22 protein-coding genes are annotated in these 25,575 nt (G+C 72.9%); 11 read left to right on the top strand and 11 right to left on the bottom strand.

The genetic code is table 11. The features are described 5' to 3' along the window. Positions 1–350: 350 nt before the first annotated feature. A complete protein-coding gene (locus EMA17_RS53285) occupies positions 351–1,013 on the bottom strand; it encodes a response regulator (protein WP_126637093.1) in 663 nt (220 codons plus the stop codon). Then, positions 1,010–2,056 carry a sensor histidine kinase gene (locus EMA17_RS53280; RefSeq protein ID WP_126637092.1) on the bottom strand — a complete coding sequence of 349 codons (1,047 nt, stop codon included), beginning with the start codon at positions 2,054–2,056 and terminating at the stop codon, positions 1,010–1,012. Before EMA17_RS53280 ends, EMA17_RS53285 begins: the two co-directional genes overlap by 4 nt. 155 nt (positions 2,057–2,211) lie before the next feature. Between EMA17_RS53280 and EMA17_RS13050 the strand changes: the two genes are divergently transcribed. Further along, entirely contained in the window at positions 2,212–2,895 is a 684-nt protein-coding gene (locus tag EMA17_RS13050) for a DUF2306 domain-containing protein (protein WP_126637091.1), read from the top strand. 88 nt (positions 2,896–2,983) lie between these two features. Further along, a complete protein-coding gene (locus EMA17_RS13045) occupies positions 2,984–4,768 on the top strand; it encodes a PHP domain-containing protein (protein ID WP_126637090.1) in 1,785 nt (594 codons plus the stop codon). 576 nt (positions 4,769–5,344) lie between these two features. On the opposite strand, the gene EMA17_RS13040 is transcribed toward EMA17_RS13045, so the two are convergent. The 6 genes from EMA17_RS13040 to EMA17_RS13015 all read right to left on the bottom strand — a co-directional run bounded on the left by EMA17_RS13040 (position 5,345) and on the right by EMA17_RS13015 (position 11,219). Continuing rightward, complete coding sequence (locus EMA17_RS13040) at positions 5,345–6,070, bottom strand: GntR family transcriptional regulator (protein WP_218042774.1); 726 nt, start codon at positions 6,068–6,070, stop codon at positions 5,345–5,347. Positions 6,071–6,929: 859 nt separating this feature from the next. Beyond that, positions 6,930–7,523 carry a class F sortase gene (locus tag EMA17_RS13035; protein WP_126637215.1) on the bottom strand — a complete coding sequence of 198 codons (594 nt, stop codon included), beginning with the start codon at positions 7,521–7,523 and terminating at the stop codon, positions 6,930–6,932. Between the two features lie 295 nt (positions 7,524–7,818). After that, positions 7,819–8,457, bottom strand: coding sequence for a GVDTG sorting domain-containing protein (locus tag EMA17_RS13030; RefSeq protein ID WP_126637089.1), 639 nt, complete (start codon positions 8,455–8,457; stop codon positions 7,819–7,821). A 310-nt stretch (positions 8,458–8,767) separates the two neighbouring features. After that, positions 8,768–9,415 (bottom strand): pyroglutamyl-peptidase I, encoded by a 648-nt coding sequence (pcp, locus tag EMA17_RS13025; RefSeq protein ID WP_126637088.1) that lies wholly within the window; start codon positions 9,413–9,415, stop codon positions 8,768–8,770. A gap of 95 nt (positions 9,416–9,510) precedes the next feature. Then, positions 9,511–10,479 (bottom strand): DUF979 domain-containing protein, encoded by a 969-nt coding sequence (locus EMA17_RS13020; RefSeq protein ID WP_126637087.1) that lies wholly within the window; start codon positions 10,477–10,479, stop codon positions 9,511–9,513. Beyond that, complete coding sequence (locus tag EMA17_RS13015) at positions 10,476–11,219, bottom strand: DUF969 domain-containing protein (RefSeq protein ID WP_126637086.1); 744 nt, start codon at positions 11,217–11,219, stop codon at positions 10,476–10,478. The genes EMA17_RS13020 and EMA17_RS13015 overlap by 4 nt, the downstream gene beginning before the upstream one ends. Before the next feature lie 157 nt (positions 11,220–11,376). Here EMA17_RS13015 and EMA17_RS13010 point away from each other — a divergent pair, with 157 nt between their 5' ends. From EMA17_RS13010 to EMA17_RS12975, 8 genes are all read left to right on the top strand, one after another. Then, positions 11,377–12,099: a GntR family transcriptional regulator gene (locus EMA17_RS13010; RefSeq protein ID WP_126637085.1), complete on the top strand. Its 723-nt coding sequence runs from the start codon at positions 11,377–11,379 to the stop codon at positions 12,097–12,099. Between the two features lie 2 nt (positions 12,100–12,101). Further along, positions 12,102–12,923 (top strand): LamB/YcsF family protein, encoded by an 822-nt coding sequence (locus EMA17_RS13005; protein WP_371862996.1) that lies wholly within the window; start codon positions 12,102–12,104, stop codon positions 12,921–12,923. Further along, positions 12,920–13,537: a 5-oxoprolinase subunit B family protein gene (locus tag EMA17_RS13000; protein ID WP_126637084.1), complete on the top strand. Its 618-nt coding sequence runs from the start codon at positions 12,920–12,922 to the stop codon at positions 13,535–13,537. The genes EMA17_RS13005 and EMA17_RS13000 overlap by 4 nt, the downstream gene beginning before the upstream one ends. A gap of 185 nt (positions 13,538–13,722) precedes the next feature. Beyond that, a complete protein-coding gene (locus EMA17_RS12995) occupies positions 13,723–14,598 on the top strand; it encodes a 5-oxoprolinase subunit C family protein (RefSeq protein ID WP_170222158.1) in 876 nt (291 codons plus the stop codon). A 479-nt stretch (positions 14,599–15,077) separates the two neighbouring features. Continuing rightward, complete coding sequence (gene lanKC, locus EMA17_RS12990) at positions 15,078–17,771, top strand: class III lanthionine synthetase LanKC (protein ID WP_126637083.1); 2,694 nt, start codon at positions 15,078–15,080, stop codon at positions 17,769–17,771. A 95-nt stretch (positions 17,772–17,866) separates the two neighbouring features. Then, a complete protein-coding gene (locus EMA17_RS12985; protein ID WP_126637082.1) occupies positions 17,867–17,998 on the top strand; it encodes a SapB/AmfS family lanthipeptide in 132 nt (43 codons plus the stop codon). 149 nt (positions 17,999–18,147) lie between these two features. Then, positions 18,148–19,974: an ABC transporter ATP-binding protein gene (locus EMA17_RS12980; protein WP_126637081.1), complete on the top strand. Its 1,827-nt coding sequence runs from the start codon at positions 18,148–18,150 to the stop codon at positions 19,972–19,974. Continuing rightward, complete coding sequence (locus tag EMA17_RS12975; RefSeq protein WP_371862992.1) at positions 19,971–21,710, top strand: ABC transporter ATP-binding protein; 1,740 nt, start codon at positions 19,971–19,973, stop codon at positions 21,708–21,710. The genes EMA17_RS12980 and EMA17_RS12975 overlap by 4 nt, the downstream gene beginning before the upstream one ends. Before the next feature lie 93 nt (positions 21,711–21,803). On the opposite strand, the gene EMA17_RS12970 is transcribed toward EMA17_RS12975, so the two are convergent. Continuing rightward, the gene (locus EMA17_RS12970) at positions 21,804–22,391 is read right to left on the bottom strand and encodes a response regulator transcription factor (RefSeq protein WP_126637080.1); all 588 of its coding nucleotides are present in this window, start codon (positions 22,389–22,391) and stop codon (positions 21,804–21,806) included. Positions 22,392–22,640: 249 nt separating this feature from the next. On the opposite strand from EMA17_RS12970, the gene EMA17_RS12965 reads away from it, so the two are divergent. Further along, entirely contained in the window at positions 22,641–23,258 is a 618-nt protein-coding gene (locus tag EMA17_RS12965; protein ID WP_246126625.1) for a TetR/AcrR family transcriptional regulator, read from the top strand. Positions 23,259–23,785: 527 nt separating this feature from the next. Here EMA17_RS12965 and EMA17_RS12960 read toward each other — a convergent pair. Continuing rightward, positions 23,786–24,754 carry a sporulation protein gene (locus tag EMA17_RS12960; RefSeq protein ID WP_160161392.1) on the bottom strand — a complete coding sequence of 323 codons (969 nt, stop codon included), beginning with the start codon at positions 24,752–24,754 and terminating at the stop codon, positions 23,786–23,788. 93 nt (positions 24,755–24,847) lie between these two features. Beyond that, positions 24,848–25,504 carry a cysteine hydrolase family protein gene (locus tag EMA17_RS12955; protein ID WP_126637078.1) on the bottom strand — a complete coding sequence of 219 codons (657 nt, stop codon included), beginning with the start codon at positions 25,502–25,504 and terminating at the stop codon, positions 24,848–24,850. Between the last annotated feature and the right edge of the window lie 71 nt (positions 25,505–25,575).

Here is a 25,575-nt window from a genome sequence, read left to right as displayed (position 1 = left end):
GCCTGCCGCTGCAGGCCGCTTTTCAGTGAGCAACACACCCGCCTCGCCGCAAGCCCCCAGCCTCGGAGCCCGTGCCGGTAGCGCCCACCACCGACTCCGACCAACCCCGCACCAGCCACCCGCAACCCGAGGCGCGACGCCCGTCGATGACGCCCGACCCATTCGGGAACGCAGCCCGACGAAGACGAACTCGACTCGGCCACCCTCCCCGCCAACCAACCCGCCTGCCCTGACCAATTCCGAAGTACCCGACCCGGTCTACAGCCAAAGCGTGCCGTGCACGGCAAGGCAGGCCAGGGCAGGCCAAGGCAAGGCAAGACCCCGCACCCGTTCCCACCGCTCGTGTTCGTTCAGTCCCTCGTCGGGGGGTCGCTTCGGTAGGCGAAGCCTGTGCGGTAGGACCAGACGACGGCTTGGGTGCGGTCGCGGACGTCTAGTTTGGCCAGGATGTGTTTGACGTGGGTTTTGACTGTTTCCACCGACAGGTGCAGCGTGCGGGCGATTTCGGTGTTGGACAGGCCCCGGGCCATCGCGCGCAGTACGTCGGCCTCGCGGTCGGTGAGGCGGCCCGCGCGCATGTGGTCGGGGCCGATTCGCGCGGCGTGCGACGCGAAGAGGCGGCGGGCGACCGCCGGGGAGACCACCGCGTCGCCGGACGCGACCGCGTGGATCCCGGCGATCAGTTCCTCGGGCGTGGCCCGCTTGAGCAGGAAGCCGTCGGCGCCGGCCGCGATCGCGTCGTCGACCACCTCGTCCAGGTCGAACGTGGTGAGCACCAGGACGCGCGGCCGATCCGGCACCGCCATCAGGTCCCGGGTGGCGGAGACGCCGTCGTGGACCGGCATCCGGATGTCCATCACCACCACGTCGGGCCGATGTTCCAGCGCGGCCCGCACCGCCTCGGCGCCGTCGGCCGCCTCCCCCACCACGGTGATTCCGGGCTCGGCCCGCAGCAGCGCCTTCAATCCGCTCCGGACCAGCGCGTCGTCGTCGGCCAGCAGCACCCGGATCACGAACGCACCTGCGCCGGCAGCGTCGCCCGTACCCGAAAGCCCGCCGGCACCGGGCCGGCCTCCACCTCGCCGCCGACCGACCGGGCCCGCTCGCGCATGTTGACCAGCCCTCGCCCGGGTCGGCCCACCCGCAACTGGCGGCCCTCGTTGACCACTTCGAGCACCACGGTGTCGTCGACCTGGGCCAGTTCGACGTCGATCCGGCCGCTGTCGGTGTGCCGCAGGGCGTTGGTCAGCGCCTCCTGGACGATCCGATGCAGCGCCTGCGCGACCGTGGCGCCCACCTGTATCTCCTCCGTGGTCAGCCGCAGTTCGCGGCCCGCGGCGCGGACCCGGTCGACCAGCGCGGACAGGTCGGTGGTCGGCCGGTCGGCGTGCATCACCCGGACCAGCCGGTCCAACTCCCCCAGCGCGTCGCGGCCGACGCTCTCGATGTTGCCCAGGGCCTCTCGGGCGAAGGTCGGGTCGTCGGCGAACACCCGGCGCCCGACCCCGGCCTGCATCACCATCACGTTCACCGCGTGCCCGATCGAGTCGTGCAGTTCGCGGGCCAGCTCGGTACGCTCCTCGGCCCGGACCCGGGCGTGCTCGGCGACCGCGGCGGCGCGCCGGCTGCGCGCGGCGTCGCCCGCGACCATCGCGACCAGGAAGCACACCGTCACGTTGAACACGTCGGTGGGCCCGATCGGCGCCCGGTCGACCGCGAAGTAGCCGCCGACCGCGACGAGCATCACCGCCACCCCCGTCACGCGGGCGGTGGTCCCGCGCAACGAGAACAGGGTGAACAGCGAGATCCACACCGGCCACTGGGTCACCGTGGTGGCATAGCCGGCCGCCGCGTTGACCACCACGAGCAGCGACGTGGCGACCACCACCCACATCGGCGCGACCCGGCGCGGGAACAGACACAGCGTGGACCCGACGGCGAGGCTCAGCCCGACCGCGTCCAGCCCCCGGTAGGGCGGGTCGGCGGGGGCGAGCACGGTCACCGCGACCGCGCCCGCCACGAACGCCGGCGTGAGCCAAACGTCGGAAGTGCGCATGCCCCATCCTGCACCGGCCCGCCCCATCCCGGTCCACCCCCGCACGGCGGAGAACGATCTCCCTCGCAGGAGGGAGGGGATTCCCCGTTCCGGGGGGCGAGCACGAACCCCTTCGCTTCCTAGCGTGGTGACATGCCGCGAAAGGACGCCCCGACATGACCGCGACCACCACCACCGTGCGCCGACCCGACTCCACCCGACGCCGCACCGTGGGCGTCTGGTGGCTCGCGCTGAGCGCTCTGGCGATCGCCGTGTTCGCCCCACTGCCCTACCTGACCGAGTCCCTGGTCGCCCTCGCCCGCGACGACGCCGACATAGCGAGCAACTACGCGTACCGGCCGAAGTGGCAGCAGGCCTTCTTCTACACGCACATCGTGGCCGCCGGCCTCGCCCTGCTGCTGTCCCCCGCCCAGCTCGCCAGCCAAATACGGCTGCGCTCGCCCCGCCTGCACCGGATCTGCGGCCGACTGGTCCTGCTGTGCATCGCCGTGGGCGGGGTCGCCGGCCTGGTGCTCGCGCCGATGAACCACGCGGGCGCGGTGGGCACGGCCGGCTTCGGCATGCTCGCGGTGTTGTGGGTGAGCTGTGCCGGCTTCGGGTTGCGGGCGATCCGGCGCGGCGATCCGACCCTGCATCGCCGCTGGATGCACCGGGCCTTCGCGTTCACCTACGCGGCGGTGACGCTGCGGCTGTGGCTGATCCTGCTGGTGCCGCTGACCGGCGACTTCGACCGTGCGTACACGTTCGTTCCCTTTCTGTGCTGGGTGCCCAACCTGATCGTGGTCGAATGGCTCCACCGCTCGCGCGCGCCCCGAAAGATCATCCCGCCCGTCATGTGATCAAGGTCTGCGCGTCGCCCGCGCGCCACTTTTGCCCCATAGCGTCTGGCCCGGCATTCGCCTCTCCCCCCGAGCGCAAGGAACCCACATGGCGACCCAGGACCAATCGCATCCGGCCGATGGGCCCACCCCACAGTTGCCCGAGTGGGCCGACCCGGAGGTGGCCGAGGACCGGCTCGACGCGCAGGGGGTGTCGCGCCGAGGGCTGATCGGTCGGGCCGGGCTGTTCGGGGCCGGATTCCTGGGTGCCTCGGCGCTCGGTATGACCGGTGCGGGCGTGGCGGCGGCGGCCGAGTCCGACGACGCTGTACAGGCGAGTTCGCGCCCGGGCCAGGACGGCCCGCCGGCCAAGTTCGTCTACCTTGTGGGCGACCACCACGTGCACACCGTCTACAGCCACGACGCCAAGTACGGCTTCGCCCAGTCGGCGGCGCAGGGGCGGCAGTTCGGCCTGGACTGGATCGTCTACACCGAGCACGCCAACTTCGGCCATGCCAACGCCGGCGGCGCGGAGCGCGAGCACGCGGAGATCCTCAAGGCCCGCCAGGAAAACCCGCGGGTGCTGATCTTCCAGGGCCTGGAGTGGTACGTCCCCGCCGCCGAGCACGCCACCATCATGGTCGCGCCGGGCCGCAACGAGGTCGAGTTGCTCCGGCAGTTCGAGCTGACCTTCGACGCCAAGCTGAACAAGTTCGACGTGGGCGCGGTGGGCGACCCCAAGACCCCCGCCAACGAGGCCAAGGCGGTGGAGGCGATCCGCTGGCTCGGACAGCGCCGCCGCGAGGGCTTCGTCGAAGACGTCCTGGTGCTGGCCAACCACCCCAGTCGGCTCGGCATCGTCTCCCCGCACGAGCTGCGCGCCTGGCACGACGCCGACCCGTCGATCTTCCTCGGCTTCGAGGGCGCGCCAGGCTCGCAGGCCAACGCCGACCCGGCGTGGGTGAAGTATCGCGAGGGCCAGTCGGGTCCGGGCACCTTCCAGCGCGGCGAATACCAGAACGCGCCGTCGCCGCAGAGCTGGCCGCGCTACCCGATCGAGAGCTACCGCACGTTCGGCGGCTTCGACTGGATGACCGCGACGGTCGGCGGCATGTGGGACGCGCTGCTGTCCGAGGGCCGGCTGTGGTCGGTCACCTCGAACTCGGACAACCACCGCACCATGTTCGACACCTACGCCGACGGCGACTACCCGCCCGGCAAGGGTTTCGACGACCTCGGCTCCAAGCCGCTGCCCAAGGACACCGGTGTCCCGCAGCCGGGCAGCGACTTCTGGCCGGGGCAGTTCAGCCGTACCCACGTGGGCGTGGAGCGGTTCGGCTACCGCGACGTGATGAACGGCCTGCGTGCCGGGCGGGTGTGGGTCGACCACGGCCAACTGCTCGACGGCCTCGACGTGTGGATGGTCGCGGACAACGGCCGCAGCGAACCGGTCACCCTGGGCGGCCGGTTGCCGCTGTCGGCGAACCGGGGCGCCACGCTCTACATCCGGGTCACCACCGCGAGCCGGCCCAACTATCACGGTGTGGTGCCGACCCTGGCGCACGTCGACGTGATCACCGGCACGGTCACCGGCAAGTCCCGCGACGCCGACGCCTGGCAGGCCCCCGACGCCCGAGTGACCAAGCGCATCGACGTGGCCGGCCGTACCGGCACCTACACCCTGAAGGTGCAACTGCCCCGCCGGAACAAGCCGTACTACGTCCGGCTCCGGGGCAGCGACGGCAACCGGCACGGCGTCGGCCCGTTCGGCGCGCGCGTCGACCCGGCGGGCCCGATCCAGCACCCGAACAACGACGGCGACCCGTGGCGCGACATCTGGTTCTACAGCAACCCGATCTTCGTCGACGTCAAGAGCTCGCACTGGGGGGACTGACCCGGGGACGGCGGCGGGGTCGACGTCCCTTGCCCGGGCATCGACCCCGCCGCCGGTAGGGGCCGGTTCGCGGCGGGTGCCGATCCGCGCCGGATCCCCGTCCGGACCGGCATCCGCATCCGCCGCATCCGCATCCGCATCCGGCTGAGCGCACTCGGCCCGTCGAACGGACCGAAGGTCTCAGGGGGCGGACCGAAGGGCTGGAGCCCGGCTCGGGCATCGGGGCCGACTCCGGCACCGTGATCGACTCCGGCACCGTGATCGACTGCCGCACCGGGTCCCGGACCTGCGGACCGACCCCGGGCCCAGGGGCCGGTTCGCGGCGGGTGCCGATCCGCACCGGATCCCCGTCCGGACCGGCATCCGCATCCGCCGCATCCGCATCCGCATCCGGCTGAGCGCACTCGGCCCGTCGAACGGACCGAAGGTCTCAGGGGGCGGACCGAAGGGCTGGAGCCCGGCTCGGGCATCGGGGCCGACTCCGGCACCGTGATCGACTCCGGCACCGTGATCGACTGCGGCACCGGGTCCCGGACCTGCGGACCGACCCCGGGCCCAGCCGACGGCATACCCCGATCAGGAAACCGGGCGCTCGCCCGTCGTCCCCGCGATTCCCACCCAGCGGCGCCACTCCGCGACCAGGCCCCAGCTGTCCTCGCCGGTGTTGGCCACCAGCAACTCCCCCGAGCGCACGACGTGTTTGCGCATCGCGCTCTCCGCGGCCACCCCGTCGCGCCGGCGCAGCGCCTCGACGATGTCGGTGTGCTCCCGGAGCGCGGTCTCCACCGACTGGTACCTGGGTACGCTGAGCCGCCCGTCCAGGGCCAGCGTCTGGCGCAACTCGCCGACGAACTTGGCCAGTCGCCGGTTTCCGCCGGCCCGCAGGATCACGTCGTGCAGCTTCTCGTCGGCGGCGAAGTACTCGGGACCGGCGTCGGGATGCGCGGCCATGATCGCCAGTTGGGCGGCCAGTTCCTCGTCGTCGCGGGTGGTCATCACCGCTGCGGCGCTGCGGCACGCCGGCGGCTCCAACAACACGCGCAGGCTGCACAGTTCGACCACGCCGCGCCCGTCCGGGCCGAGCACGCGCGCGCCGCGGTTGCGTTCTATCCGGACCAGTCCCAGGTCCGCCAGTTTGAGCAGGGCCTCGCGTACCGGCGTCCGGGAGGCGCCGAACCGCTCGCCCAACTCCCGTGCGGAGTACAGCGTTCCGCGCTGGAGGGTGCCGAGCCGGATCGCGTCGCGGATCTCCGCGGCGATCTGCTCGGACTTGATGTCCGCCGACGACTGTAACGACGACAAGGAGTTCCCCAGACCGGCCGAGCGACCAGGAGCACGATTCCCGGCCCGCTCGACCGGAGGCCGGAGCGGCCAGGATAGCCGCCGGAACCCGGGCCTCGTCCGTCACCCGCCGGCAGCTCCGGCCCCGGCCCGACGGGTCCGAACCCGACGCGGCGGGTGCGCCGGCCGCCGCCGACTCCCCTTGTGGATCCGCCGATTGCGAGGTGTTGGAGGCGGACCGCCGGGCCGTCCGGCGTGCGCTGGAGGCCGTGGCCGAAGATCGCCTCGCGCGGTTGCCCGGAATCCCCGCCGCGCGTCTCCGACCGGCTCCCCCGGAGCCGGGGGTGGTCGGTCGCGCATCACCTCCTCGGCACCGGGTTGCAGGCTCTCCGACGACTCCTGTTCGGTTCGGCCGCTGCGGTCGAGTGTGAACGGGTACGCCGCCTCGCCGGCGGCCCTCCCGATCACGCGGGATCCGCGACCCGGCCGGGAGCCCGGCCCGCCCCTGCGCGACGGCGGCGCACCGACCTTCCGCACCCGGACGATCTCGCACCACGGCGCCCCGACAGCCCACCCGCCGTCGGGGCGCCGTGGCATCGGTCGGTCCAATTGGCCTCGAACGCAGATCCGCCACGCGGCGGCCCGGCGACCCCGGCGGCCTCGGAAGCCGGCCAAGCCGAATGTGTTCACCGGTGTCCGCAGCCTCGGCCGGCAAGCCGGGCAACCGGCCTGCGGCCCACTGGTCCTCACACACCGGACGGGCTGGATCCGTCCACCAGCCACTCTCGGCTGCGGCACAGATCTGTGGGTCGAGGCCGCCGTCGCAGGTGATCCTCGGGGTGTCGCCACGCGGTCGGCGGCGCCACGGCCTTGCCGGCGGTTACGTGTGGTGGCCGGTGAGGTGGGCGAAGGCGACCACGTTGCCCAGGTAGCGCTGTGCGGTTCGGTCGAAGCCTCCGCCGCAGGTGATCAGGCGGAGTTCCGCCGCCTTCGTGGCGCCGTAGACCCGCCGGTCGGGGAAGTGCTCGGCGCGGTAGACCTCGATCGCGTCGATCGTGAAGACCGCGGTGCCACCGTCGGCGCGATCGACCTCGACCGTGTTGCCGCGATGCAGCGCCCCGAGGTGGTAGAAGACGGCCGGGCCCTGGTCGGTGTCCACGTGCCCGGCCACGATCGCGGTGCCGGCGGCGCCGGGCCGCGTGCCCTTTCGATACCAGCCCGCGAGGTTGGGCTCGTTGGTGGGCGGGGCCGCGAGCCTGCCGCCGCCCTCCAGGTCCAGGCCGGTCAGCGGGGCGTCCACGCCGATCGCCGGGATCCGCACGCGGGTCGGCGCGGCGGCGGGCAGCGGGGCGAGCGGCGGCGGATCGTGCGGCGCGGGTCGGGCCTCGTCCGGGTACACGTCCGCGACACCGGGCTGCGGCGGAGGCCCCGAGGTCCCGGTGCCGTTGACGAGCAGCGCGACACCCAGACACATCGCCACCACCCCCGCCCCGACCGGTCCGATCCCCCGCTTCGCCACACGCTCCTCGGCCGCGGCCTCTGGCTCCACGAAAACCTCCCGCCGATGCGATCGAGGTGGGTCCCGACGTCGACCCGGACCGGAGAGCGGCCCGTGACGCGAGTGGGTGACGTGCCGTCGGCGGGCCCGGATCCGCCGGCGCCGGGCCGTGCGCCTGCCGTTGCTCCGGGCGCCCCTTCACGACCGCGGCCGTCCGAGTGCCCGCGTCGCCGATGTGGATCGGGCGGCGCGGGCACTCGGTGCCTGGGGGTCAGGGGTTGCGTGTGTTGCGGCGGCGGTGCAGCACGATCAGGCCCGCACCGGCGGCGAACATGCCCGCACCGAGGGCGATGTCGGTGTCGGTGTCACCGGATCCGTCCGACGTACCGCCCGCGCCGGTGTGCATGCTGCCCGACGGGGCCGCGGCGTATGCGTCCTCGTGGCCGGGGGTGCTGCCGTGCGCCGACTCGGCCTTGCCGTCGGCGGCCTTCGTGTCGGCGCCCTTGGCGTCCGCGCCCTTGCCGTCGGCGTCCTTACCATCGGCGGTCTTGGTGTCGGCGGCCTTGCCGTCCGCGGTCTTCGCGTCGGCGGCCTTGCCGTCGGCGCTCTTGACATCCGGGCACTGCTTGGCGGCGGTCGAGGCGGTCGTGGTCATTTCGTTCTTGGCGCGTTCGAGTTGGTCCTGGTGGGACTTGTCGGGCCGGCCGGCGGCCGCGGCCGCGTCCTTGCCGTAGTCGGCGACCGCCGCGTCGTACGCCAGTTGCGCCTTCGCGGCGGCGGCGACCGCCTTCGCGCACTCCGCCGGATTGCTCTGGGACGAGGCAGGGGCGGCGTACGCCGGCGCCGGAGCGGCCAGGGCGAGACTCGCGCCGAGCAGCGGCGGGCCGAGAAGCCTGTGGATCGAACGCATGATGGAACCTCCGGCGAGCGCGGACGCGGTAGCGACCTACCGCTGGGACAGCCGTGCTCGCGACTTCCAGGTAAGCCGGGCGGATACCCCCGCGCATGCCGAAAACACCCGAAACAGTATCGAACGGCAACGCTCCGTAAGCATGGGATTCTCGGTTTTCCCCGCCCACGCGGCCCCGACGAACCGGTCATACATTTCCGCTCCCGCCTACCCGAACGGGTGACCCGGGTGCGTGCCCGGCCCGAGCCGTCGCGGCGTCATCCCACCCCCGTGTGTGGGATGGCGCCGCGACGGCTCGGGTCCGGAAGCGTCAGTGGGTGCTTCCGCCCTGGGCGGTGATGTCGGTGGTACGGGTGGCGGCGGTGGTCACGATCGCTCGCAGCGCGTCGGCGATGGCGGGCAGCGGGAGCGAGGCGACGGCGCGGTCGGCCACCTGTTCGGAGGCGAAGGGGACGTGTACGAAGCCGCCCCGGGTGGTGGGGCGTTCGGTGGCGATCAGGTGCATCAGGCCGTAGAAGACGTGGTTGCAGACGAACGTGCCCGCCGTCGAGGACACCGACGCCGGTACACCCGCCGCGCGCGCCGCCGCGACGCACGCCTTGATCGGCAGGCCGGCGAAGTAGGCGGCGGGCCCGGCCTCGACGATGGGCACGTCGATCGGCTGCCGGCCGGCGTTGTCCGGGATGCGGGCGTCGTCGACGTTGATCGCGATCCGCTCCACGGTGACGTCCGGCCGGCCGCCGGCCTGGCCCACGCACACCACCAGGTCCGGGTCGACCCGCTCCACCGCGGACCGCAGTTCGTCGAGCGCGGTCCCGTATACACAGGACAACCGCACCGCCGTCACCTCCAGGTCCGCCGCCCCGGGCTCCGCCGCCACCAGTCGGACCGCCTCCCACGAGGGGTTGCTCGCCTCGCCGGCGAAGGTGTCGAATCCGGTGAGGAGTACGCGGGTCATCGGTGATGCCTCCTGGAACGGCGGAGCGGAGCGGAGCGGGTGACGGAAGCGCTCGATCGGAACGCGAGAACGAAACGCGAGAAGGAAACGCGAGGTCAGAACGCGAAGGCCGACATGATGCCGATGTTGACCACGAGCAGCGCACCCGCCGTCGGCAACTGCGCCTTGATCGGCCCGTATTGGTCCTTGAGCCCGAGCAACGCCGCGGGCACGATGTTGAAGTTGGCCGCCATGGGAGTGCACAGCGTGCCGCAGAAGCCGGCGAGCATCCCGAGCGCGAGCACCACGGCCGGGTCGCCGCCGCCCTCGACCACAAGCACCGGCCAGCCGATCGCCGCGGTCATCACCGGGAAGGCGGCGAAGGCGTTGCCCATGATCATGGTGAACAGGAACATGCCCAGGCAGTACACGATCACCGCGACGTAGATCTTGCCGTCCGGCAGCATCTTCGAGGTGATCACGCCGACCTGCTTGCCCACCCCGGACACCTGGAAGATCGAGCCGAGCGTGGCCAGCAGTTGGGGCAGCAGCAGGGCCCAGCCCATCGCCTCCAGCATCGACCGGCCCTCGTGCACGGGAACGCTGATCCGCTTCTCCCGGACCACCACCATGCCCACGACGAGCGCGACGATCGCGCCGACGCCGAGCCCGAGGATGGTCTCGCTGCCCTTCTGCAACACCGGTTCGGTGCCGATGTGCCACTTCTTCACGAACACCGCGCACACCATCGCCACCACCGGAATGGTCAGCGCCGGGATGAAGATGCGGCTGCCGAGCCGGGACGCGATGGCGACCCGCTGCTCACGACCGGTCGTGGGTACGGTGCCCTTGCCGGTGAAGCCGAAGCCGGCCAGACAGACCATCACCAGCACGGCCACGCCCAGCGGTTCGGCCGGGGAGGTCTTCTCCACGACCCGGGTGCTGTAGATGAAACCCGCGCCGAGCAGGCCCCAGAACGCCGCGCTGCCGAAGCGCTTGGGATTGGTGCGGTCCACCAACATCTGCGCGGCCATCACCAGGAAGACGGCGCCGACCAGCCAGAAGAACCATTCGACCTTGATCACTTGAGCTTCCCCTCGGCGGCGGAGTCGACGGCGGACGCCATGGCGGGCACGGCCCCCGCACCGGCCGGCGCCGCGGTGAGGTCGCGGGCCAACGTGCGGTCCAGGCGCAGCAGTCGGGCGCCGTGGATGAGGAACGCGAAGACGGCGGTGGGGATCGCCCACAGCGCCACGTGCAGCGGCTCGATGTGCTGGTGGTACGTGGTGTTCACGAAGCCCGTGATCAGCAGGATGGAACCGACCGCCAGGAAGCAGTCCTCACCGAAGAACAGGCCGACGTTGTCCGCGCCCGCCGAGTGCGAGCGGATCTTCTCGCGCGTCTTCTCGGGCAGCGGGCCGTGGCTGCGCTCGGCGGCGCCCTCGGCCATCGGCACCACGAGCGGGCGCACCGTCTGGGCCGGGCCGCCCAGGCTGACCAGGCCCACGGCGGCGGTGATCTGGCGCAGTCCCAGGTAGAGCACCAGGAAACGGCCGGTGGTCAACTTGCCGAAGCGCGCGATCAGCGTGCGGGCCTGTTCCTGGAGGCCGTTGCGTTCCAGGAGCCCGATGACGGGCAGGGTGATCGCGAAGATCGTCACGCCGCGACTGGACGCGAAGCCGTTGCCGAAGGCGGCCAGCACTTCACGCGGCGACAGGTCGCCCAGCAGGCCGGTGGCCACACCGGAGACACCGACCACCAACAGGGGGTTGCGTCGGGTGGCGAACCCTACGATCACCAGTAGGACGCCGAGGAGCACAATCATTGCGCAGCCTTCCACGCTCGGGTCCTCGAACAAGGGGACGAGGAGGTGCCGAGGAGGTTAGGCTATTGTTGAACAATCCCACAAGACCTTGTGAACGGCGCGGGAAATTGGTGTACTCCTCCCGCACCGCTCGTCGCACTCTGGGGGACTCCACCGTATGACCCAAGATGTCGACCTTGCCCGGACTTCCGGCGACGATACACTCGGCCGTCTGGCCGCCGACCGCGACCTCCTCGGTCGCGCCGGCACCGCGCAGCGCGTCGCGGAGGTGTTGCGGGATCGGATCGCCGAGGGCGCCCTGCCACCCGGCACCCGACTCTCCGAACAGGCCCTGGGCGCCGCCCTCGGCGTCTCCCGCAACACGCTGCGCGAAGCGTTCCGCACGCTGGTCGACAATCGCCTGGTGGTGCACGAGATGAACCGGGGCGTCTTCGTCCGGATGCTCGACCCCGACGACGTGACCGACATCTACGCCGTCCGGCGCGCCCTCGAAGGCACCGGCCTGCGGGCCGTCTGCACGGCGCCACCGGAGCGGATCGCGGCCCTGCACGCCGCGGTCGCGGGCGGCGAGGCGGCGGCCGAGCTGGGCGACTGGGCCGAGGTGGGCACCGCCGACCTGCGTTTCCACCGGGCCCTGGTGGCACTGGCGGGCAGTCCGCGGCTCGACGAGTACATGACCCGCCTGATCGCCGAGCTGCGCCTGGCCTTCCTGGCCATGCCCTCGGCGAGAGCGCTGCACGAACCGTTTCTGCGGCGCAACCGGGAGATCGTGGACCTGCTCGCGGGCGGCGACTTCGACGGCGCGACGGTGGTGCTGGACCGGTATCTCGACGACGCGTGCGAGATGATCTGCGCCGCGATGCGAATGGACGGCGCATGAGCATGAACGCCGATGCGGACGCGGCCCCGACGGGCGAGGGCTCGGATTCGAACCCGGGCTCGAACGCCGTCGTGATCGACCTCAACGCCGATCTCGGCGAGGGCTTCGGGCGGTGGCGGCTGACCGACGACGAGGCGCTGCTCTCGGTGGTCACCAGCGCCAACGTCGCGTGCGGCTTCCATGCCGGGGATCCGGTCACCATGCGCCGGGTGTGCGAACTGGCCGCCGAGCGCGGTGTGCGGATCGGCGCGCAGGTCTCCTACCGCGACCTGGCCGGCTTCGGGCGCCGGGCGATGGACGTGCCCGCCGCCGAACTCGCCGCCGAAGTCGCGTATCAGATCGGCGCGTTGGAGGTGTTCGCGCGCGCCGCCGGTTCGCGCGTGTCCTATGTCAAGCCGCACGGCGCGCTGTACAACCGCACCGTGTGGGATGCCGACCAGGCCGGCGCGGTGGTGGCCGGCGTAGTCCTGGCCGGCGGCGCGTTGCCGGTCCTGGGGCTGCCGGGCTCGCGTCTGCTCGAAGCCGCCGAGTCCGCTGAACTGCCTTGTGTACCCGAGGCGTTCGCGGACCGCGCATACACCGCACGGGGCACCCTGGTGCCGCGCGCGGAACCCGGTGCCGTCGTTCACGACGGCGACCGGATCGTGGCCCGCTCGTTGACGATGGCGCGTGAGGGCGCCGTCGTCGCCATCACCGGAGAGCGGGTCGCCGTCTCGGCCCGGTCGCTGTGTCTGCACGGCGACACCCCGGGCGCGGCCGAATCGGCGCTGCGGGTTCGCCGCGCGCTGCTGGCCGCCGACGTGTCCCTGGAGCCGTTCGCGTGAGGACCTTGCCGGTGGGCCGACACGCACTGCTCCTGGAGGTGGACACGGCCGACCGGGCCGAGGCGCTGCACGCCGAACTGCTGCGCCGGCGGGCGGCGGGTACGCTGCCGGCCGTCCGGGAGATCGTCCCGGCGGCCCGCACCGTCCTGCTCGACGGGCTCGCCGACCCCGCCGCCCTGGCGGCGGACGTCACGGGCTGGCGCATCCCGCCGCTGTCGCCGGAAGCGGGCGAACACGTCGAGATCGCGGTCCGCTACGACGGACCCGACCTGGCCGAGGTCGCCGAACTGTGGCGGGAGCCGGTCGAGCGTGTCCCCGAGATCGTCGGGGCGATCACCTTCCGGGTGGCGTTCTGCGGCTTCGCGCCCGGTTTCGGCTATCTGACCGGCCTGCCCGAGCGCTACCACCTGGCCCGCCGGGCCACCCCGCGCACCGCGGTCCCGGTCGGCTCGGTGGGCTTCGCCGGCGAGTACGCGGGCGTGTATCCGCGCTCCTCGCCCGGCGGCTGGCAGCTGGTCGGCAGCACCGACGCGGTCCTGTGGGACGCCGACCGCGAGCCGGCCGCCCTGTTCGCTCCCGGGGTCCGGGTCCGCTTCGTGGCGGTGGGGCCGTGAGCACGGGACGTGGCGGGGTGGGCGGGGCCGAGGCCAGGCGGGTTCGGGCGGAGCGGGGCGAGCCGCGCCGGGCCGAGGCGGGTCGGGTCAGGGCCGAGCGGGGCGAGGCTCGCCGGCGGGAGGCGGCCGGCCGGGGTGAGGCGGCGCAGCGCGATCCGGGCCCGGAGGGGCTTCGGGTCACCCACGTGAGTGACGTATCACGCACGGTCGAGGTGATTCGAGCCGGCGCGCTCACCACCGTCCAGGACCTGGGCCGAATCGGCTTCGCACACCTGGGCGTACCGCGCTCGGGCGCACTCGATCAGCCGGCCCACCGCCTCGCCAATCGCCTGGTCGGCAATCCGCCCGAAGCGGCGACCCTGGAAACCACTCTGACCGGCACCGCCGTGCGGGTGCGCCGAACCACCGTGGCCGCGGTGGTCGGCGCACCCTGCCCGGTCCGCGTCGCCGGTCGCCCCGTCGCCTGGGGCGCGGCGATCCGGGTACCGGCCGGCGCCGTCCTGGAGGTCGGCTCGGCCACCGCCGGCCTGCGCACCTACGTGGCACTCGCCGGCGGCGTGGCGGTCGAGCCGGTCCTGGGCAGCCGGTCCACCGACCTGCTGTCCGGACTCGGACCCGCCCCACTCGTCGACGGCGACCTGCTCCCTCTCGGCGAGCCCACCGGACCCACGCCACCCGGCGCGGACGTCCACCGCCGATCGGGCCCGCCCACCGAGCTGGTACTCCCGCTGGTGCTCGGCCCCCGGCAGGACTGGTTCACCGTCACCGCCCGAAACTCCCTCGGCGCCGCCCGCTACACCGTGGCCTCGGCGAGCAACCGCATCGGACTACGCACCGACGGCCCCGCCCTGACCTGGGCGCGTACCGACGAACTCCCCAGCGAGGGCATGGTATTGGGCGCGGTACAGGTACCCCCCGACGGCCGCCCGGTGCTCTTCCTGGCCGACCACCCGGTCACCGGCGGCTATCCGGTGATCGGCGTCGTCCCCGAAGAGCACCTACCCGCCGCCGCCCAGGCGACCCCGGGCACCCCGGTCAGGTTCACCCCCACCACCCACTGAACTCCGCACCCCACGCGGCCCGTTCCAAACCCGGAGCGACACCGGGCGAACGGGCCGCCCCGAAGCTCACCCGTCCCCGGCACCACCCGGCCGAGACGCGACCCCGGCCGCGCACACCCCCGCACCGCGACACGGTCGCGATCACCGCCACGGCGACCCGACCATCACCGTCGCGGCATCCCCACCATCACCGTCGCGGCCCCGCCATCACCGTCGCGCCCCGCCACCGCCATCGCGGCATCCCCACCCCCACCGGACGCGTACTCGCCGGTAGCCGCCCCGGTAGCGCTTTCACGGCCCCTTCGGGCCGCTTGCACATCACCCCCACCCATCCAGCAACTCGCCCGATTTGTCCATGAGTCCATCACGCTCTCGCCCGTGAATTCCTCACTCCGCATTGATGACGAATGCGACTTTCGGCGGTCTCGGGGCGCCGGCAGTGTTCCGGTTGGCACCCGGTCTTCCGGAATGGGAGTGCGATGAATCAGGGATACGCGGTCTTCTGCGACGCCGATCGGCTGTTCTACGACGCGCCGTATCGACTGCGCGCGGACGACGCCGGCCTGGCCACGCACTACGCCACGCTGAGTCGCGAACTCCCCGACGGCTGGTTGCGCAATCCCTCGGGCGACTGGCTCGCGTTCCGGCCGGACCCGTGCGAACTGCCGGAGCAGGGCTGGAAGATCCACATCTCCGCCGTACACGCCAACGCCGAGCGGGTGTTGACCGTCGTCTGGGACTACTGCGTCCCGCGCGGCATCGCGTTCAAGTGCATGCCGAGCCCGTATCTGCTGCACAACCGCAACGGCAAGTACGCCGACCGCGCGGCCAGCGGCAAGTTCGTCACCGTCTACCCCGCCGACGACGAGCAGTGTCGGGTGGTCGCGGAGGAGCTGTCCGCCCGTCTGGCCGGCGAGCCGGGACCGTACATCCTGAGCGATCTGCGCTGGGGCGAAGGGCCGGTGTTCCTGCGCTACGGCGGCTTCACCGAGCGCAACTGCCACGACGAGCGCGGCGAGTTGTGTCCGGCGATCGAGGACGACACCGGCACGCTCGTCCCGGATCGGCGCGAACCCACGTTCCGGGTACCGCCGTGGCTGGACCCGCCCGCGTTCCTGGAGCCCCACCTGGCCGCCCGCACCGCGACCACGGTCGGCGAACTCCCGTACCGGATCGAGCGCGCGCTGCACTTCTCCAACGGCGGCGGGGTCTACCTCGGCCGGGATCCGCGCACCGACGAGCAGGTCGTGCTCAAGGAGGCCCGCCCGCACGCCGGACTGGGCGCCGACGGCGCGGACGCGGTCACCCGCCTCGAACGCGAGCGCGACGCGCTGCGCCGGCTGAGCGGACTGGCCTGCACCCCCGAGGTGCGCGACTGGTTCACCCTCGGCGATCACCGCTTCCTGGTCCTGGAGTTCGTCGAGGGCCGCCCGCTGAACACCCTCTTCGCGCTCCGCCATCCGCTGATCGAGACGGATCCCACGCCGGAGTCGCTGGCCGACTACACCGCGTGGGCCATGCGGATCCACGACCTCGTGGCCGAGGCCGTCGAGGCGATCCACGCGCGGGGCGTGGTCTTCAACGATCTGCACCTGTTCAACATCATGATCCCCGAGGACGAACAGTCGGTGACACTCCTCGACTTCGAGGCCGCCGCGATCGACGACGACACACGTCGTCAAGTGGTGGCCAGCCCCGGCTTCGTGGCGCCCGCCGACCGACGCGGCTTCGACATCGACCGCTACGCGCTCGCCTGCCTGCGGATCGCCCTGTTCCTGCCGCTCACCAGCCTGTTCGCGGTGGACCGGAACAAGGCCCGGCACCTGGCCCGGGTCGCGCTCGCGGAGTTCCCGATCCCGGCCGGCCGGCTGGACCCGGCGGTCGAGGAGATCGTGCGCGGGTACGATCCGACACCCGAGCACGGATCCGGTACGCCCCCCGAGCACGCCCGGGCCGACGTCCCGAAGCCCGAACACGCCCGCGCGAACGCACCGACCCCCGAGCCGAACCGGCCCACCACACCGAGCCGTTCGCACCCGCCCACCGCCTGCGCCTCCGACGGCTATCTCCCCGTGGCCCTCGCCGACTGGCCGCGCAGCCGCGACTCGATGGCCCGGGCGATCACCCTGTCCGCCACCCCCGACCGCGAGGACCGCTGCTACCCGGGCGACATCGCCCAGTTCGCCGTCCCGGGCGGTGGCGCGTGCTTCGGCTCCGGAGCCGCCGGCGTGCTGTACGCGCTGGCCGAGACCGGCGCCGAGCGCCACCCGGCGGGCGAGGAATGGCTGTTGCGCGCGACCAAGAATCCGCCCGCCGGCAACCCGCCCGGCTTCTACGACGGCCTGTCGGGCGTGGCGTGGGTGATGGAGCGCCTGGGCCACCGCGACCGTGCCCTGGACCTGGTCGACCTGATCCTCGGTCAGAACCGGCACGGCCTCGGCGTGGACCTGCACAGCGGACTGGCCGGACTCGGCCTGGCACTGGACGACCTCGCCCGCACCACCGGCGAAAGTGCCCTGCACGACCGGGCGTTGGCCTGGGCCGAGCAGGTCGCGGACCGGATCCGCACCGGGCCCCCGTCGACCCGGGCCGGCCTCCTGTACGGCGCCACCGGCGGCGCCCTGCTCTTCCTGCGCCTGTACGACCGGCTCCGCGACCCGGGCCTGTTGGACGCCGCGGCGGACGCGCTGCGCGGTGACCTGGCCCGCTGTGTGGTCGCCATCGGCGGCGCCCTGCACGTGAGCGAGGGCCGCCGGACGATGCCCTACCTCGGCGCCGGCAGCGTCGGCATCGCCATGGTCCTCGACGACTACCTCGCGCACCGGCCCGACGAACGATTCGCCGCCGCCCGGCTGGAGATCGCCCGGGCCGCCCGGGCCCGGTTCTACGCTCACCCCGGCCTGTTCCGGGGCACCGCGGGGATGATCCTGCACCTGAGCCGCACCACCGCCGACGAACCCGACACACGTGCGGCCGACCTGCGCCGGCTGACCGACACGCTCTCCTGGGGCGCGATCCCGTACCGGGGCGAACTCGCCTTCGCGGGAGACCAGATGATGCGGCTCTCCATGGACCTGGGCACCGGCACCGCCGGTTGCCTGCTCGCACTGGGCGGCTCCCTGCACGACCATCCCGTGCACCTGCCCTTCCTCCCGCCGCCCCGGCGGCCCTGAAGCCGGTCCGTTCTTCGCGGACCGAGGCAAGACCGGCCCACCCTCCGGGCGGGCCGCGGCACCATCCTGTTCCACTACCGAGAGGAATGATCACCATGGCACTTCTCGACCTGCAGACGATGGCGGCGGAGGAGACCGAGCTCGGCGGCGGCGGCCACGGCGGCGGCAGCAACGTGAGCCTCCTGCTCTGCGGCAACAGCAGCCTGAGCCTGCTTCAGTGCCACTGACCTCTGCCCCTCTTCGGGAGGCTTCGAGCATCGCTCTGAGCACCCCGAGGTAGCCGGGACGAGTCGACAGCGGTCCCGGGCGGCGGCATTCCGCCCGGGACCGCCATGCGTGCACTACCCCCGCGACGAAAGCGAGGAACCGCGCCGGCATGGCCGCCACGGACCGCACCCCCGACGGCGCATCGGCCGTGCCCCCCGCGACCGCCCGGCTGCTGGCCGGCGCCGTGCGGCACAGCCCGGGCCGCACCGCGGCCGTCTTCCTGTGCAGCGCGGTCGCCGCAGGCGTGGCGATCGTGCTCCCGGCCGTCCTGGGTCGCACCCTCGACCTGTTGCTCGACGATGCCGACGGCCTGCACGGCGCGGTCGTCCTGTGCGCGGCGCTGATCGTCGCCGAGATCGTCTGCACCGCCCTGGAGGCCCTGCTCGGCGGGGTCGTCACCGCCCGAAGTGCCGCCTGGTTGCGCCGACTCGGCGTGGACCACCTGCTCTCGCTCGCCCCGCACCGGGCCGGCGAACACCCGCCGGGCGACCTGGTCACCCGGCTGACCGGCAATGTGGCCGAGGCGAGCACGGCGCCGACCACCGCCGCCGCCGGCCTGGCCGCGCTGTTCGTCCCGATCGGCGGTCTGGTCGCGCTGGGCGTGATCGACCCTTGGCTGCTCGCGGTGTTCCTGGCCGGCGTACCGCTGCTGATCTGGCTGTTGCGCGCCTTCGCCCGCGGTTCCTCGGAGAGCGTCTCCGGCTACCAGCAGGTCCAGGGCGAGATCGCGACCCGTCTGGTCGAGGCCCTGGGCGGCGCCCGGAGCATCGCCGCGGCCGGCGGCTCGACCCGCGAACTCGGGCGGATCCTCGACCCGTTGCCCCGGCTGAACGCGCAGGGGCGGCGGATGTGGCGGGTGTACGGGCGGGCCATGGCGGGCGCGGGCATCCTGGTCCCGCTGTTGAGCACGGCGGTGCTCGCGGTCGGCGGGGTACGGCTGGCCGGCGGGCACCTGACCGTGGGCGAACTGCTCGCCGCCTCGCGCTACACCGCGCTCGCCGCCGGGCTGGGCGTGGCGGTCGGCGGTCTCGACGCGTTGGTGCGCAGCCGTTCGGCCGCACGACGCACCGCCGAACTGCTCGCCATCCCGCCGATGCGGCACGGCGACCGCGCGTTGCCGGCGTACGGCCCCGGCCGGCTCGAACTGTGCGGGGTCACCGTGCTCCGGGGCGGCGAACCGGTGTTGCGCGGCGTGGATCTGGTCGTACCCGGCGGCGCCACGATGGCCGTGGTCGGGCGCTCCGGCGCGGGCAAGTCGACGCTCGCCGCGGTCGCCGGGCGGTTGTGCGACGTGGACGCGGGCGTGGTGCTGCTCGACGGTGTGCCGCTGACCGAGATCGATCCGGCACGGTTGCGCCGCGAGGTCGGGTACGCCTTCGAACGGCCCGCCCTGTTCGGCGAGACGATCGCCGACGGCATCGCCTTCGGGCCCTACCGACCGCGGCCCGCCGGGATCGAGGCCGCCGCCGCGGCGGCCGGCGCGGACACCTTCATCCGACTGCTGCCCGGCGGATACGCCGCACCGCGTGCGACCGCGCCGTTGTCCGGCGGCGAACTGCAACGCCTGGGCCTGGCCCGGGCGTTCGCGCACGCGGGCCGGCTGCTCGTGCTGGACGACGCGACCTCCAGCCTGGACAGCGTGACCGAACTGCGGGTGGATCGGGCCCTGGTCCACGACGTCCGCGCGGGGACCCGGCTGCTGATCGCCCACCGGGTGTCCTCGGCGGCCCGGGCCGATCTGGTCGCGTGGCTGGAGGCGGGCCGGGTGCGCGCGGTCGGGACGCACGAGCGGTTGTGGGAGGAAGAGGAGGATTACCGGGCGGTGTTCGTCGCCACCGAAGCGCTCGGCGGGGCCCCGGGAACCGGTTCCACGTGCGGGGCGATCGGGGATGCGACCCGGTACTCGGCCGGGGATTCGGCCCGGGAGGGCATGTGAGCGTGGAGCGTTCCGGGGTGCCGGCCCTGGCCCGGGGTTTCCTGGCCCGACGCAAGCGGGTGCTGGTCCGGCTCGGCGCGTGGTCGCTCCTGGAGTCGGCGCAGACCTTCCTCGGCGGCTACGGCGTGGCGATGGCGCTCGACCACGGCTTCCTGGCCGGTCACACCGGTACCGGCCTCGCCTGGCTGGCCGTCGCGGCGGTGGCGGTGATCTGCGGCGGGGCCGCCACCGGCGGGGTGTTTCGCGGACTGGCCGACCTGGTCGAGCCGTTGCGCGACGGGCTGATCCGCCGGGTGGCCGACCGGGCCCTGACCGAGGCGATCGAGGCCCCGTCGCGCGCGGCGGACGGCGCGGTGGTGTCGCGGTTGACCAACCAGACCGAACTCGCCCGGGACAGTTTCGCCGGACTGGTCCTGGTGGCCCGTTCGTTCGTCTTCACCATGGTCGGCGTGCTGATCGGACTCGGGGCGCTGGCCCCGGAGTTGCTGATCGTGGTGCTGCCTCCGCTGGTGCTCGGCCTGGCGCTGTTCCTGGCCACACTGGCACCGATGGCGGCTCGGCAGCGGGTGTTCCTCGATGCCGACGAGGCGTTGTCGACGCAGCTCGGCGCGGTCGCCGAGGGGTTGCGAGACGTACTGGCGGCGGGCGCCGGGCAGTCGGTCGCGGCTCGGACGCACGCCCTGATCGAGGCCGAGGCCCGGGCGGCGCGAGTCCTGGCCCGGTGGGCTGCGGCCCGTACCGTCGCGCTGGGCGTGGCCGGACAGTTGCCGGTGTTGCTGCTCCTGGTCACCGCGCCCTGGTTGTTGCGGCAGGGGCTGACCGCCGGCGCCCTGCTCGGCGCGCTGACCTACCTGACCCAGGCCCTGCTGCCGGCCCTGCACACCCTGATGAACGCGCTCGGCGCGGCGGGGACGCGGCTGCTGGTGGTGCTCGATCGACTGACGTCCGGCTCGCGAAGTGCGCTGCCCGGCACGCCGGTCGCCGAGAAGGGCCGCCCCTCGACCGAGCGCGGCGCCCCGGCCCGGGTCGAGATCCGCGGGCTGACCTTCGCGTACGGCCCGAACGCCCAACCGGTCCTGCGCGACCTGGATCTGACCGTCGAACCCGGCGAGCACCTCGTGGTGGTCGGCCCCAGCGGGATCGGCAAGTCGACGCTGGCCGCGCTGATCGCCGGCCTGCTCGCACCCGATCGGGGCGAGATCCGGGTGGCGGGACGACCGGTCGCGCCGATCCCCGCCGAACCCTCCCGCCGACGCGTGCTCATCCCGCAGCAGGCGTACGTGTTCACCGGCAGCGTCCGGGAGAACCTGCTGTACCTGTGCCCGGACGGCGCGTCGCCCGCCGCGCTCACCGCGACCGCGGCCGAGGTCGGTCTGCTGCCCCTGGTCCACCGACTGGGCGGCTTCGACGCGCCGGTGGACCCCGCCGCCCTGTCCCAGGGCGAGCGCCAGCTGATCGCGCTCGGCCGGGCACACCTGTCACCCGCCCCCCTGGTGGTGCTGGACGAGGCCACCTGCCATCTCGATCCGGCCGCGGAGGATCGGGCCGAACGGGCCTTCGCCGCACGGCCCGGGACGCTGATCGTGGTGGCCCACCGGATCAGTTCGGCGCATCGGGCCGACCGGATCCTGGTGCTGGACGGGGTGCACGCGGTGTGCGGAACGCACCGGGAACTCCTGGACCGGTCACCGCTGTACCGCGACCTGGTCGGCCGGTGGCACGCGGAACGCATCTGATCGGCCGTCCGGGCTCCGGGTGCGGCGAGGGCGGGGTTGCGGGGCGCGGGGCCAGGAGGCGCGGCCCCGCCGGATCCGCCGGGCGAACGGGGGCTAGACCCACCCGGCGTCGCGCGAGATGCGGATCGCGTCGATCCGGTTGCGGGCACCGGTCTTGCGGGTGATCGCGCACATGTAGTTCCGCACCGTCCCGATGCTCAGCCGCAGGCTGCGGGCGATCTCCGGGGCCGAGGCACCCTTCGCGGCGAGCGAGAGCACGCCCAGTTCGCGGGGGGTCAGCGGCGCGGTCGCGGCGCGCAGCAGGTCGAGCGCGAGCGTACCGTCCACGTAGCGGCGGCCGGTGGCCATGAGTCTTATCGCGCGTGGCAGTTGCAGCGGTTGGGCATCCTTGTCCACGAAGCCCAGCGCCTTGGCCTCCGCCGCCCGGCGCAGGCTGCCCGGCCGCGCGGTGGTGGCCAGCACCAACAGTGCGCAGTCCCGATCCACGGGTCGACTCGGTAAACGGGATGCGCCCGGACAGTCCACGTCCACCACGCATACGTGCGGACGTTGGGCGCGGGCCCGGTCGGGAGCGCTCTCCCAGCTCTCGGCGACCACCTCGATGTCCTCCTCCCGATCGAGCAGCGCGGTCAGCGCCGATCTCATCAACTCCGTGTCGTGCACCAAGAGAACCCTGATCATGTCCGCCCCCAGTCCTGTGCCGGCGTGCCTGAGGAGCCCGTCGAGCACGTCGATAGGTACCCCATCCAAAGAGTCTCAGCACTACCTGTAATCGGATGATGCTTTTATGCGACATTCGGATCCCGGGTTCTCGTCTCCTGTCGAACCATGATCGAGCCGGGCCGCTATCGATCGAGGGTTCGAAGGAGTTCGGACACCGAGGGGGACGTCGCGACGAGGACGGGCCGGCCGACGATAGGGTGTCGCCCTGTGTCCGACCGTCGCACCACGATCATGGAAGCCGCCGCCCGCGTCATCGCCCGCCGGGGCGTGCGGGGCCTGCGCGTCGAGGAGTTGGCCGCCGAGGCCGGCGTGTCCACGGGGCTGGTCTACTACCACTTCAAGGACCGCACCGGCGTACTGCGGGCGACGCTGGCGTTCATCAACGACCGCGCCGACCGGTACACCACCGAACGGGACGCGGACGAGGAGCCGGCGCCGGCGCGCGACGAGTTGACCCATCGCCTGCTCCTGGAACTCCAGGACACCCCGGAGGTGCGGGAGAACAGCGTCGCCTGGGGCGAATTGTGCGCCAGCGCGGTGTTCGACGAATCCCTCCGCGAGGACCTGACGAAGGCCACGGACGAGTGGTCCGAGGAGATCGGCGAACTGGTCGCCGACGCGATCCCGACCGCTCCGCTCCCCGCCACCCGAGCCGCGGCGGAGCGCCTGACCGCGCTCCTGGAGGGCCTGAGCGGCCGCTGGCTGAGCGGCCTGATGTCGGTGGACCGCGCCCGAGACCTGATGTCCGAGGCGATCGCGGTGGAACTGGACCGGCTCGAACACACGCGCCGGCCCGCGGAGCCCGGCAAGCCCCTCGGCGCCTGAGCCCCCGGAGGTGTCACCCGGCGGCCCACCCGTACCCGGTCGCGCGACCGTCCGCCGAGCAACCACGCGCCGCGCGGCCGTCCGGCGCGCACCCGTGTGCCGGACAACCCTTTGCCGCACGACCGCCCGGCGCCCGACCATCAGTCTCCCCACCATCCGCCGCCGGACCGTCCGCCACCCCGACGCCCGGCCCATGGCCGTCGCCCCACCGCCCGGCGTGCGATCGCACGCCCCCCGATCGGCTTCCGCGCACCGTCTCCCGCTCAGACGGTAAAGCCACCCGGCCTCGCGTGTGCGCCAAACGCGATAAACCGGCAGCTTCGGTGCGGGGGGGGTGTCTCGCCGACGGCGGCCCGGCGTTCCCGGTCGGGAGCAGTCGGTCGTGCGCGCACCCCGTCACGACCCCCGGCCGTCCTCGACCCCGGCTTCGGCCTCGACCCGCTCCTCCGCCCCCGGCCGCCGGGGCATCCCGGGCGCCGGCCCGCCGCCGACCGTGCGTCGGCGGCGGGCCGGCGTCGGCTCGTGACTCAGTCGTCGTCGCCGAAGACCTCCTCCGCGAGCATGCCGCCGAGGAAGCCCGCCGCCGCGCCGGTGGCCATGCCACCGACCATCCCGCCCAGGCCGGAGCCGCCGCCCCGCGATCCGGCCTCGGCGCCGGTGTTCACCCAGGGGCTCGGTCGCGTCGCGTCGTACGACGAACCGCCGTACGGAGTCCGCGCCGCGTACTCCTCGACGGCGCGCCGGATCCAGGTGTCCACGGTCCCCGCGAGGTCCTTGCTCAGGTCGGTGTGGTCGAGGCGGGTGCCGGTGTCGACGCCCAGGCCGAGGCCGAACGGTTCGCCGCGCGGGCCCACGCGCACCGAGACGTGCGTGGCGTTCGGGGTGGAACGGAAGGACAGAGCAACCTCCCGGCACCTGTCGGCGTAGCGCGGCGCGGCGTGGAACGCGACCTCCTGGCGGAACGGCAGGTCCTGCTCGGCGCCGAACCGGCCCATCGTCGGATCGGCGTCCTTGAAGGTGAAGCCGAGCGCCAACGCCGCCTCCAGGACCCGCTGTTGCACCGGCAGCGGGTCGATGTCGACCGCGTCGACGGCGTGCCGGCGGCGGCCGGCGTCCAGGGCCATCAGCGTGCGCAGCCCCACCACCGGGTTCGCCAGGCGTTGCCCCGCGATGGTGGTGAACGGCGCCGCCCAGGGCACCGGGAACGAGAACGGCAACTCCCGCTCCTCCCGCGCGGCCAGCCGCAGCGGGCCGCTCACCACGACGTCGGCGAACGGGATGGAGCCGTCACCCGCGCCGGCGGGACGCCCGATGCCGGCGGCGGTCGACAGGACCAGGGACAACGTCACGCCCCCGACCTCGGCGGGGCGACCGCCCCCGACGAGGACGACCCCGCCCCGAAGGGTTCCGCCGGGGCGGGTCATGGGCGTCGACAACGCCGTCCGTACGTCGGGGGCGCCCACGCCGATGGCATCGAGAACACGGTTGAACACCATGTGGTGCATTCCTTTCGGAGATGTGCGGTCGCAGATAGGAACGCGCACGAAGCTCCGATAGTTGCGAACTTGCGCAACTTTTAAATCACAGCGCTACGAAGCGGCCCGGACACCCGCCTCGCGCACCCGTCCGGCGAACTGCTCCGAGGTGACCACGTCGGCCGTGGACTGGGCCAGCACCACCAGCGCCGCGCGGTGCACCTCCTCGGCCGACATCGCGCCCCACCCCAGGTCGGGGTGGTCGTAGGTGGCACAGGCGTCGGCGATCACCAGCGTCCAGTAGTCGCGGAACATCGCGTCCCGGGCGGTGGCGTGCACGCAGTCCTCGGTGGTCACCCCGGTCACCGCGACCGTGGTGATGCCCCGACCGCGCAGCAGCATGTCCAGGTCGGTGCCGTGGAATCCGCTGTAGCGGTGCTTCTTGATCACCGCCTCGCCCTCGGCGGGTGCCACGTCGGGGTGGATCTCGCTCCCGGGCGTGCCGTCGACCAGCGCCTCGCCCGACGCGATCGGTGGGTACAGGTCGGCGTAGCGCCCCCGGTCGGAGCCGTCGGCCCGGTGTACGTGCGCGGTGTAGACGACCATGATCCCCGCCTTGCGACAGAGGTCGAGCAGGCCGGCGAGGGTGGGCAACATGGCGCGCCCGGCGGGCGATTCCAGCGGCGCGCCGGGAGAGATGAAGTCGTGCTGGACGTCGACGACGATCAGCGCGGTGCGCGCCGGATCGACGGTACTCACCTGGTAGCCCATGACGCGGACCTCCTCGACACCGTCTCGATATATAGCGTGAACTTGACGGACGCCACAGTAGCTCTACATCC

The organism is Embleya hyalina, assembly GCF_003967355.1.
GTDB classification, from domain to species: Bacteria; Actinomycetota; Actinomycetes; order Streptomycetales; family Streptomycetaceae; genus Embleya; species Embleya hyalina.
This window is presented reverse-complemented; position numbering and strand designations above follow the sequence as displayed.

What these genes read in the sequence shown, in the direction of transcription:
- EMA17_RS53280 (WP_126637092.1), bottom strand. Translation starts at nt 2,056, where the DNA reads ATGCGCACTTCCGACGTTTGGCTCACGCCGGCGTTCGTGGCGGGCGCG.
- EMA17_RS13050 (WP_126637091.1), top strand. Translation starts at nt 2,212, where the DNA reads ATGACCGCGACCACCACCACCGTGCGCCGACCCGACTCCACCCGACGC.
- EMA17_RS13045 (WP_126637090.1), top strand. Translation starts at nt 2,984, where the DNA reads ATGGCGACCCAGGACCAATCGCATCCGGCCGATGGGCCCACCCCACAG.
- EMA17_RS13035 (WP_126637215.1), bottom strand. Translation starts at nt 7,523, where the DNA reads ATGTGTCTGGGTGTCGCGCTGCTCGTCAACGGCACCGGGACCTCGGGG.
- EMA17_RS13030 (WP_126637089.1), bottom strand. Translation starts at nt 8,457, where the DNA reads ATGCGTTCGATCCACAGGCTTCTCGGCCCGCCGCTGCTCGGCGCGAGT.
- pcp (WP_126637088.1), bottom strand. Translation starts at nt 9,415, where the DNA reads ATGACCCGCGTACTCCTCACCGGATTCGACACCTTCGCCGGCGAGGCG.
- EMA17_RS13015 (WP_126637086.1), bottom strand. Translation starts at nt 11,219, where the DNA reads ATGATTGTGCTCCTCGGCGTCCTACTGGTGATCGTAGGGTTCGCCACC.
- EMA17_RS13010 (WP_126637085.1), top strand. Translation starts at nt 11,377, where the DNA reads ATGACCCAAGATGTCGACCTTGCCCGGACTTCCGGCGACGATACACTC.
- EMA17_RS13005 (WP_371862996.1), top strand. Translation starts at nt 12,102, where the DNA reads ATGAACGCCGATGCGGACGCGGCCCCGACGGGCGAGGGCTCGGATTCG.
- lanKC (WP_126637083.1), top strand. Translation starts at nt 15,078, where the DNA reads ATGAATCAGGGATACGCGGTCTTCTGCGACGCCGATCGGCTGTTCTAC.
- EMA17_RS12985 (WP_126637082.1), top strand. Translation starts at nt 17,867, where the DNA reads ATGGCACTTCTCGACCTGCAGACGATGGCGGCGGAGGAGACCGAGCTC.
- EMA17_RS12980 (WP_126637081.1), top strand. Translation starts at nt 18,148, where the DNA reads ATGGCCGCCACGGACCGCACCCCCGACGGCGCATCGGCCGTGCCCCCC.
- EMA17_RS12970 (WP_126637080.1), bottom strand. Translation starts at nt 22,391, where the DNA reads ATGATCAGGGTTCTCTTGGTGCACGACACGGAGTTGATGAGATCGGCG.
- EMA17_RS12960 (WP_160161392.1), bottom strand. Translation starts at nt 24,754, where the DNA reads ATGGTGTTCAACCGTGTTCTCGATGCCATCGGCGTGGGCGCCCCCGAC.
- EMA17_RS12955 (WP_126637078.1), bottom strand. Translation starts at nt 25,504, where the DNA reads ATGGGCTACCAGGTGAGTACCGTCGATCCGGCGCGCACCGCGCTGATC.